Below are 6,474 nucleotides of genomic sequence, written 5' to 3'. Positions count from 1 at the left end.
CAAGTTGACCTGTATTGAAATCTGGTAATTGCTTTGTGGCATCCAAAATACGAATATTTAGACTTCCATCGTCGCCAATGCCATCAGCCGTATTGACCGTAGATCCATCCGAACGCCGCATAGTTGATGAGGCTATAGTTTTCACGCGACATTACCTCCCCGCTATTTGTGTTGGTTTTGCTATATAAAAAAGGCACCCCGCAGGATACCTCACCACATATAATTTGGACGACTCAAGATCTCATCCACAATTGGGTTAAGCTGATCCTCTGGGATTAAGTTTTTGTTCCGAAGCTCTAGAGCCAGTCCACGAAAATTCATCTTGGATCTAAAGGCTGCCTTCTCGTCAATGTGCTCTTCCATGCTCTCAATACCAGTCGCTATCCGATAAAGTTTAAGACCCTCACTGATCTCTCGATCAACTTTGTGCCCTGCAGCAGCTAACTTAGCAAGCGTCTCTAGATACTCCTTTAGCAGTTGTGGATCAATCGTAATCGTCATCATCAATCACTCCTCAAAATTAGTTACAACGCAAAAAAGAGCCCTCCGATTCGGAGAGCCCTTGTTATAGACATACGTGTAGTAGGTAGCTTGTACGACATGGTGTACGACAGTACGTACGACAAGATCACAAAAATTCTTTTGAAATCTTGACCTTAGCCCGATCAACATACATCTGAACGGATCGCTTGGATAAATTTAGTTTATGTGATATTTCTTGTAAAGTCAAGCCCTGCGCCATATGAAGTAAAAAACAAGTTCGTTCTCGATCTGATAAAGCAAGTAGGGCTTCAACTAGCTTCAGTCGTTCAGCATCCGTCATTCCCTGTCCAGAAAGCTTGATAAAGATCTCTCGCTGCCGATAAACGTCTGTGATCTCTACCCCTCGGCGACTTCCCGGTCTTCTTCCTCGCTTTAGCCAGGTCATGGCATATCGCATGTCGGATATCATTCCTGAAACCGTCTCAGCTTCTTCGGATTGTTCTGGATTGTCAGGATCCAAAGAGTTACGGTATTTCTCCAACACATAAGTTTCAGTTGCATATTGGCTTATCAGAGTTTCAATCCATGTGGCCTTCAATGAGTTACCCATGGCTTAATCCCCCACTACGTGAAGACGTTCCAGGATCCATCGAGCACGAGTCAAATCATGGATTGCAGTGTCCAGGATGCTCGCTTCTGTCTCAGGAGCTGATGCAAGGGGAATATCCGTTTTCATTCGGTTTAATTCCGCTTGCAGCCTATCTGCAGTATGCTGACTTGTCTCTAACTCCTCACGCATCGACTCTACACGAACATTCAGTACCCGCTCATTAATTTTAAGTGCTTCAGTCTCTTTCTTGAGACGATCATTCTCAATCGTCAAACGTTCTATCTCTTTCTCAGCCTTACCGATCAGCACTTCTGACTTCGGATCCTCAGAAGAAAGATTCTTTTCCCGCAGCAACTTGTTCTGGTCCGTTGTAACAGGCTTTGATTTCATTTTGTCTCTAGCCCATTTATCAATGTGATTGTATACAGTCGCTTCAGAAACTTTATGCTCTCTAGCAATTTCCGCAAGCGATTTACCGCAAGCGATTTACCGCTATCTCTTTCAGCCTTGTACTCTTCTTCGGTCAATGTGAATTTCATTCTCCCCATAGGTTTATCCTCCCTGATACTTGTTTTTTTACGTGGTCTTGACGTTTGAAGAAGTTCCTTTCCAAGCTCCGCTAACTGGATCCCGACATCACATTGCGTACTGCAGAAAGTTGTTTCTTTTCTTCGATCATACTTTTTACATTCGTTATCTAGCAAGCCATCTATTTTCTGAACTACCTCAATCCGAGAAGTCATTCAGCTCATCTCCTCTAGCTCGATCCAATTCCCAGCTGATTTGTTCAGCTACGAAGCCACAGGTGCACTCATAAAGATCTGTCTGAACCTCGGCCATTTCACTCAAACAATCTGGACAGATCATCCGGCTTTTTGCCTTTCAAAAGCTTCTTCCAACCACTCAACCAACATGATCATCTGTTTAATAACAAGTTGATTATCTTGGTACCTTGCACATATTTCTGCAGAAGAGTCAGCTACCCACTTCCAAAAATCCGGACTTGTTATCCCAAATTTCATAGCAGCCTGGTTTACCTGAGCTATCCATTTCACGACTTCGTTATAGAACGCTTGATAATCCATTGCTTACAGCTCCTCGATCTTGATATAAATGCCTGGCCGGTTGGCCCAAAATTTTTCTATGATTTCACTGGCCACGATCGCGTCATCCGACCAGTATCCAAGTTGTGTCATGATATCGAAGGGTAGCTTGTTCAGGTTGTGCGTGTCGGGCCTTGTCTTTTTCCACTCTCCGTCGTAATGCTTGCTGCCATCAGTAATCGGGAACAGCCATTTCACGATGACTCTCAGTGCTCCCTCATACTTTTCTGCTGGTACATGCTGCCCAAGGTGTGCTGTGAGCTTCGCACGTGCCGCTTTTAAATCATCCGGTTCATAAAAGATGGGTTTACCATTTTGACAGCTAACCTGTTTTTCTTGGTGCGTTGCTGTCGGTGGAATCATTGGCATGAAAAACTCAGTCACCATATTATCATCACTTCCATTTTTTTACTTTTAATTTGCGGCATTGCCCTCTCATAAATGTAGGGGAGGGGGAAGGGGGATTTTTATACCCCCTTCCCTTATCCTTATATATTTATATATAATGGTCGCCGCCGCCCGGCGGCGGGCACCATGACGTATACTAAATCCGCCGTTAATCCGCCGATCGGCGGTGACCATAAAATTAAGATTATTGCCGTGCGGCGGTGACCATGAATTTATGATCGCCGCCGCCGTGCGGTGGATTCCATTGCGGCGGTTTTTACTGGTCTTCGCCGTCACTTTTAACAATGACACTGCCGTTATTTCTGTCGATCGTGTAACCGAATTTCTTAACCCAATCCCTTACTGTGCGTTCAGCAACTTCTTTTCCAGTCGTAGAATACCATTCAACGATGTCTTTTACAGTAGGTGGTTCACCATAATTACAGTTGTTAACAGCATCTTCAAACTCATCCGCTTTGCTCCGGCGCTCGCTTTTCGCTTTATCCTTTCGCTTGTTTGAAGCTTTCTGCCAAGGAGGTTTTGAATTATCTCCTTCCGGATCGATGTCCTTCAGGCTACCCACTTCATCAACACGGTGCACCGGATACTGGAACCACATATTGACCGGCTCAAACTTGGCATATTCCCGGAGTGTACCCTCTACGCGCCACGCTGAGCGGCCACGTACTGATTTAATGACTTGATCTATCATAGGCATGATGTTCTCCATGACTTGCGGAATGGCTCGCTTAGCATGGTCTTCCATTGCCTTTGCGCTGAGCTCGTCATCCTGGGACACCTGCTCCCGTAGGTAGTTCGGGTTATGCTGCTGGAACAAACGCTTGTACATGATACAGATCGCCTTGTTCTCTTCCTGGTTTCTGAGAGCTTCTGTCACTTCCAGCTCCACTAAGTCGATAAGCGCATCCGGATCCCGGGCAAATACGCCACTGCCGCTGGCACGGTCCATTGACTTCTTGCCGCCCTGAGAACCTTTTGAGTGATGATGACAGTAAATGACGCTTGCACCCAATTCCGTTGCGATCTTGTCAAACTGGTTTGTAAAATGAGCCATCTGATCGGCGCTGTTTTCATCTCCTGTAAGGACCTTATATATTGGATCAATAATGACAGCAATATAATTATTTTTAGCAGCTCGCCGGATCAATTTAGGTGCCAGCTTGTCCATTGGCACCGACTTACCACGTAAATTCCAAATGTCGATCATACCTATATTTCGTGGCGGGAGCCCAAGCGCCTGATATACATCCTTGAATCGATGTAAGCAACTTGGACGATCAAGCTCAAGATTAACGTATAATACTTTCCCTTGGGCACATTGCCAGGTTAACCATTTAGCTCCTTCAGCTATGGCAATACTCAATTCGATTAAAGAGAATGACTTTCCGGCTTTAGAAGGACCAGCAAGCAACAGCTTATGTCCTTGTCTTAGCAAACCTTCAATAAGAGGTGGAGCCAAGACCGGCATGTTATCCCAAAAGTCAGTTAGGCTCTCCGGATCCGGTAGATCATCATTAACGCCCTCGATCCATTCATGCCACTCAACCCAGGATCCTTTACCTATATTAGTGTCGACAATGAACTGTTTCTTGCCGTTACGTTCTACACCAGGCATCCGCGAAAGCCTTGAAGGATTTCGGTTTTGATTGTCTATATTTAAGCCATTCTTTTTGCAGACGTTATAAAGGTAGTCAACTCGCTTACGGTATTCGTCATAGTTGGCCGCTTCAACTCGCACAATAGCGTGTAGACTCTTTCCACCGCTGTATACCATTACTGCAATCGGCAACTCTAACTCCCGCATAATAGCATTCTGTTTCTCAATATCCATCGTATCGGACTCCACAAGTGCATACCGGAATTCAGATACGTTCTCATTTTTCACGCCTTGGCCATCCAATGGATTAAAACGGATCCATGCGCCGGCAGCTGGGTCATAGTCACCTACAACGGATCCAATGTCTCCACCGCAGCCATTTAAGAGCTGTATCAGCTCGCCTGCTGTCCGGTCCCATGCACCCTTCGTCGGTAGATATTTTCCTTCATCATTTTGCCAAGTATCAGTCACATAACCGACATTCTCAGACGCTTCGAACAAAGTACTGAGGTAAGTAGTCAATTGCTGTACTGGACTCCAGTGGTTAGGCTCGTGTATCTCCTTACCTTCAATCCAGTTCTTATCGACCACTACATAATTGTCATTACCGGAAATTTCATCATCCCAGCTTAATTCCCGATCATCTGCAGATCGCGGCACCCAGCCATTTTCCTTGGCCATCTGTGTAATGGTTGCACCTGTGACTGGATTGCCGGATCCCTCGAAGGAAGTCCACTTCTTGAAGCATTCACCGGGACGGTACCGGCCGCTGTCCCGCTTGCTCCAATCATCCCAATCACTGGCCGTATAACCCTCGTATTTCAATGCCATGCCGACGTTGACCCATTCCTGGTAACTTAAGAATGAAGGATCGACATGATCCAGCAAAGCAATGAGATCCAGTTTACGCTCCATCCGTTTATCCCTCTTTCTTTAAGATTTCTCGGTCTTTTCGTCTTCTAAAACTCCCGTACCGTGTTCCAATACATTAATGATTTCGTCTACAACCTCGCCTATCCCAGGTTCGTAGGTCCAATCAGATTCAAACATCGTCTTGATCCAGGCTATTGATGCCCTCAGCTGCAGCAACTCGGCTTCAGCTTGATCTGCTCGAGATCTATGCTTCAATAATGCAGCACAAACCGCTTCATAGGCATCAGGAGTCGGATACTTCTGGAAAGCTTCTATGCGCCATTTCTCGGCTTCTGCTTCGGCTTTATCAGCTCGTTCTTTCTCTGTTGCGAATTGTTGGAGCCAGTATGGAAGAGCCGTGCGTGTTTCTGATATAAAGACAGCATCGTCTGATTCAGGCCAATATTCTGCATATGCGCTGCTGTTCTTTGGAGCCTTTATTAGTTGCATGTGTCCATTAAATCCGCCAAATAGCATCCACACGTCTTCTGTGTCTGTAAAATGCCAAGGTCCTTCTGATGCCTTCTCACACATCCTCATGTCCTTATGCCAGTCTCTACTCACGGCTGAACCCTCCTATTACGGATAGAAAAGCAGCTTTGCATATGGCTTCAGGTAAACTCCGTAGTTTTACTACTAATTCCGGTTTTAATTTATTGTTCTCGTCATAATGCGGTAGCACTTGATATTCGTTAGGCCAGACACGAATATCCAGGTAAATTTTCTGTTTCCTCAATTTTTCTACTACTTCCCAAGCTGCTTTTATGTCGGTTGAATATGATTTGAGCTGCGTATCGATCGGATCGGTGAAGTAGTACGTCCCTACAATAGTAATTTCCTTAAACCCCATGACTCTGAGAGCTATTTGTGCATCCAAATCCCTACCCGGCGACAGATTCAATATATCTTCGTCCGTTATCACTCGTTTACTCATGGTCCAACTCCTAATCAGTAGTAATTTCGAATTCTTTTCGTTCGGTCTTTCTCGTATACATGATCATCAGAGATGTTCATCAATCCGCGGTATGCCAAACCTGAAGGGACTGATACTATTTCTTCAATGGATATCAGCTTTGTAACGTTCTGATAAGTGGAACAGACCTTATTAAGCGTTACCTTCCTTTTAGATGTTTCACGGATGACTAAATAGATTTCCTTTTCATCTTTCGTCTGGCAGAGAACAGAGAATTTCTTCATGGGGTCTATTCCTCCCTAGAAAGGTTTGCTTCCTCTTGATCAATTCCGTATGTCGTTCTAAACCATTGACAATCTTCGCATTGACAAACTCCTGTTTCTCTCATTCCCTTTCATCCTCCCCTTTTTGCTTTAGATGAACATATGAAATTGATGATTCTATATCT

The 6,474-nt window shown here is 44.9% G+C and carries 9 protein-coding genes; all 9 read right to left on the bottom strand.

Annotated features, from left to right (window positions below):
• Window positions 1–210 precede the first annotated feature (210 nt).
• The 9 genes from ACFSVM_RS25790 to ACFSVM_RS25750 all read right to left on the bottom strand — a co-directional run bounded on the left by ACFSVM_RS25790 (window position 211) and on the right by ACFSVM_RS25750 (window position 6,047).
• Window positions 211–504: a hypothetical protein gene (locus tag ACFSVM_RS25790; protein WP_379265434.1), complete on the bottom strand. Its 294-nt coding sequence runs from the start codon at window positions 502–504 to the stop codon at window positions 211–213.
• A gap of 124 nt (window positions 505–628) precedes the next feature.
• Entirely contained in the window at window positions 629–1,093 is a 465-nt protein-coding gene (locus ACFSVM_RS25785) for a sigma factor-like helix-turn-helix DNA-binding protein (RefSeq protein ID WP_379265432.1), read from the bottom strand.
• 3 nt (window positions 1,094–1,096) lie between these two features.
• Window positions 1,097–1,483, bottom strand: a complete 387-nt coding sequence (locus tag ACFSVM_RS25780; protein WP_379265430.1) for a hypothetical protein — start codon at window positions 1,481–1,483, stop codon at window positions 1,097–1,099.
• On the bottom strand, window positions 1,480–1,836 hold the full coding sequence (locus ACFSVM_RS25775) for a zinc-finger domain-containing protein (protein ID WP_379265428.1): 357 nt from the start codon (window positions 1,834–1,836) through the stop codon (window positions 1,480–1,482). The genes ACFSVM_RS25780 and ACFSVM_RS25775 overlap by 4 nt, the downstream gene beginning before the upstream one ends.
• Window positions 1,837–1,956: 120 nt before the next feature.
• Complete coding sequence (locus ACFSVM_RS25770; RefSeq protein ID WP_379265426.1) at window positions 1,957–2,178, bottom strand: hypothetical protein; 222 nt, start codon at window positions 2,176–2,178, stop codon at window positions 1,957–1,959.
• Window positions 2,179–2,181: 3 nt separating this feature from the next.
• Window positions 2,182–2,583 carry a RusA family crossover junction endodeoxyribonuclease gene (locus tag ACFSVM_RS25765; RefSeq protein WP_379265424.1) on the bottom strand — a complete coding sequence of 134 codons (402 nt, stop codon included), beginning with the start codon at window positions 2,581–2,583 and terminating at the stop codon, window positions 2,182–2,184.
• A gap of 277 nt (window positions 2,584–2,860) precedes the next feature.
• Window positions 2,861–5,116 (bottom strand): AAA family ATPase, encoded by a 2,256-nt coding sequence (locus tag ACFSVM_RS25760; protein ID WP_379265422.1) that lies wholly within the window; start codon window positions 5,114–5,116, stop codon window positions 2,861–2,863.
• Window positions 5,117–5,134: 18 nt separating this feature from the next.
• Complete coding sequence (locus tag ACFSVM_RS25755) at window positions 5,135–5,677, bottom strand: hypothetical protein (RefSeq protein WP_379265420.1); 543 nt, start codon at window positions 5,675–5,677, stop codon at window positions 5,135–5,137.
• Window positions 5,670–6,047 carry a BC1872 family protein gene (locus ACFSVM_RS25750; protein WP_379265418.1) on the bottom strand — a complete coding sequence of 126 codons (378 nt, stop codon included), beginning with the start codon at window positions 6,045–6,047 and terminating at the stop codon, window positions 5,670–5,672. The genes ACFSVM_RS25755 and ACFSVM_RS25750 overlap by 8 nt, the downstream gene beginning before the upstream one ends.
• Between the last annotated feature and the right edge of the window lie 427 nt (window positions 6,048–6,474).

It is taken from the genome of Paenibacillus shunpengii, assembly GCF_042684905.1.
Taxonomy (GTDB): domain Bacteria; phylum Bacillota; class Bacilli; order Paenibacillales; family Paenibacillaceae; genus Paenibacillus; species Paenibacillus shunpengii.
This window is presented reverse-complemented; position numbering and strand designations above follow the sequence as displayed.

What these genes read in the sequence shown, in the direction of transcription:
- ACFSVM_RS25750 (WP_379265418.1), bottom strand. Translation starts at nt 6,047, where the DNA reads ATGAGTAAACGAGTGATAACGGACGAAGATATATTGAATCTGTCGCCG.
- ACFSVM_RS25780 (WP_379265430.1), bottom strand. Translation starts at nt 1,483, where the DNA reads ATGAAATCAAAGCCTGTTACAACGGACCAGAACAAGTTGCTGCGGGAA.
- ACFSVM_RS25785 (WP_379265432.1), bottom strand. Translation starts at nt 1,093, where the DNA reads ATGGGTAACTCATTGAAGGCCACATGGATTGAAACTCTGATAAGCCAA.
- ACFSVM_RS25775 (WP_379265428.1), bottom strand. Translation starts at nt 1,836, where the DNA reads ATGACTTCTCGGATTGAGGTAGTTCAGAAAATAGATGGCTTGCTAGAT.
- ACFSVM_RS25770 (WP_379265426.1), bottom strand. Translation starts at nt 2,178, where the DNA reads ATGGATTATCAAGCGTTCTATAACGAAGTCGTGAAATGGATAGCTCAG.
- ACFSVM_RS25765 (WP_379265424.1), bottom strand. Translation starts at nt 2,583, where the DNA reads ATGGTGACTGAGTTTTTCATGCCAATGATTCCACCGACAGCAACGCAC.
- ACFSVM_RS25760 (WP_379265422.1), bottom strand. Translation starts at nt 5,116, where the DNA reads ATGGAGCGTAAACTGGATCTCATTGCTTTGCTGGATCATGTCGATCCT.
- ACFSVM_RS25790 (WP_379265434.1), bottom strand. Translation starts at nt 504, where the DNA reads ATGATGACGATTACGATTGATCCACAACTGCTAAAGGAGTATCTAGAG.